Genomic DNA, 1,641 nt, shown 5'->3' with positions numbered 1-1,641 from the left:
GCAGATAAGATCAAGACTCATATCCTCTAGCTCTACAACAACATGCTTTTCTGGTATCTTCATAGAATTTGTCCCACCTGATATTGACCTTGTGGTTTTCCGCCATTAAAAAAGGGCAAGAGCGTAATGGAATAGCGGATGCGCTGGGATTGACCAGAGCGACTAATATAGTCGTGGTCTTTATTGATCGTGGTGATCACCACGGGACCATGGAGAAGGACACTATAGGTGGTATCATTGATCCAACGAAGCATCTGCACCGGCTTTGCTCTTCGGATAGTTGTGGTGATAGCATCTATCGCTACCCGGTCCCCAAATTCTTCTGGAAACCAAACCCCATGAATGGTTTTTGCATCATTACCATAGCCGGTAAATTGCAAACTGGGTGCCTTGCCAAAACGCTCCATACAAACCCATGAGGCAGAAAACTCTTCTTCAAAAGATTGGAAATTCAGCCAGTCCACATAAAATTGATGCGGTCCTAACATCATCAAAGGATCTCTCATAAGCTCCCTCCCCTCATTCTGTCCCGCCATGCAGAGCATTGGCACGTGCCCGTTGAATGGCGTGGGCAACCGCACGACCAGTGGCCACAGGATCACGGGCACCATTGACATGCACTGTGACATTTTGATTGTGTGTGATGGGGGAGCGCTCTTTCTCTCCTTGTTCTCTACCCGATGGATTTGCATGCCCCGCCCCCGCAAATTGTGCAATCGGTTGAATGGCTGTTTTACCCCCCAAAAAACTTGGCAAAAATTCTCTTACATCAATGGAACCAATCCACCCCTTAATGCGGCTAGGCAAAGATTTACAATAATCCATCAATTGTGAGATAGACGACATAAAGCCATCGACAATCGAATTAGCCAGATCTTCGCCCGCTTGTTCCATACCAGCCTTGGCACTCTCCGAGAGCTTTTCCTGTGTAAAAAAACTCTTCAACCATTGCCAAAAGTTGGAAAAGCTTTGTTTAACGCCCTCCCACAAATTGCCAAACCACTCGGCAACAGAGGAAAGCTCTTGTTTAAACTTTTGCCAAACTTGAGAGAGATCAAAAGCATTGGCGATTATATTTTTCCAACGCGTAATAGTGCTGGTATCTGCACCAAAAAAGCGCATGACGGCTTCAAAGGCTTGCCCAAAAGCCCGAGATACCCCCCGTGCAAAGCCCTTCATAAAAGAAGAAAAACGATCCCAATATTTCCACAAAGCAAAACCAGCAGCAAGGATGACAGCCACAACAGCAGCAACCACAGCCCCTATTGGGGTAAAAATACCCCCCACAACAGAGGAAATACCCGCCCCAACCACTTCGATCACTGTCCCAACAGAGCCAAAAGAGGCAGCAAATGCACTTCCTGAGACAGCAATCCCCCGTAAAGCCCCGACCAACAAGGTCATGGGGCGTAAGAGTCGGAGTGAACTTGCCCCAAGACCCGCGGTTAGCAAGCCCAGCGAGCGCCCTGCGGCTGCTAAGCCCCGCCAGCTTGCAGCAACACCACGACTGAGTACTCTAAGCTTGATAAAAGACGTGATCAATTGAAGAAGCCCAAGGCGTGTCCCGGCAAGAGTAAAGCGCAAAACCCGTAGAGCAATATTAAAAGCCATAAGGGCAGCAATGGTTTTGATGATGGCGCT

Annotated in this window: 1 protein-coding gene and 1 pseudogene; both read right to left on the bottom strand. The window is 48.2% G+C overall.

The features are described 5' to 3' along the window. Positions 1 to 59 precede the first annotated feature (59 nt). Positions 60 to 506 carry a phage tail protein gene (locus ACFIJK_RS09175; RefSeq protein ID WP_375627576.1) on the bottom strand — a complete coding sequence of 149 codons (447 nt, stop codon included), beginning with the start codon at positions 504 to 506 and terminating at the stop codon, positions 60 to 62. A gap of 13 nt (positions 507 to 519) precedes the next feature. After that, positions 520 to 1,641 (bottom strand): annotated as a pseudogene (locus ACFIJK_RS09170) (phage tail tape measure protein); the annotation flags it as partial.

It is taken from the genome of Bartonella sp. PS17NMGDW (genome assembly GCF_042193555.1).
Lineage (GTDB): Bacteria > Pseudomonadota > Alphaproteobacteria > Rhizobiales > Rhizobiaceae > Bartonella > Bartonella grahamii.
Note: the sequence above shows the minus strand (reverse complement) of the source record. Positions and strands in the feature narration are given on the sequence as shown.

Coding starts and splice junctions, on each gene's coding strand:
- ACFIJK_RS09175 (WP_375627576.1), bottom strand. CDS start 506: ATGAGAGATCCTTTGATGATGTTAGGACCGCATCAATTTTATGTGGAC.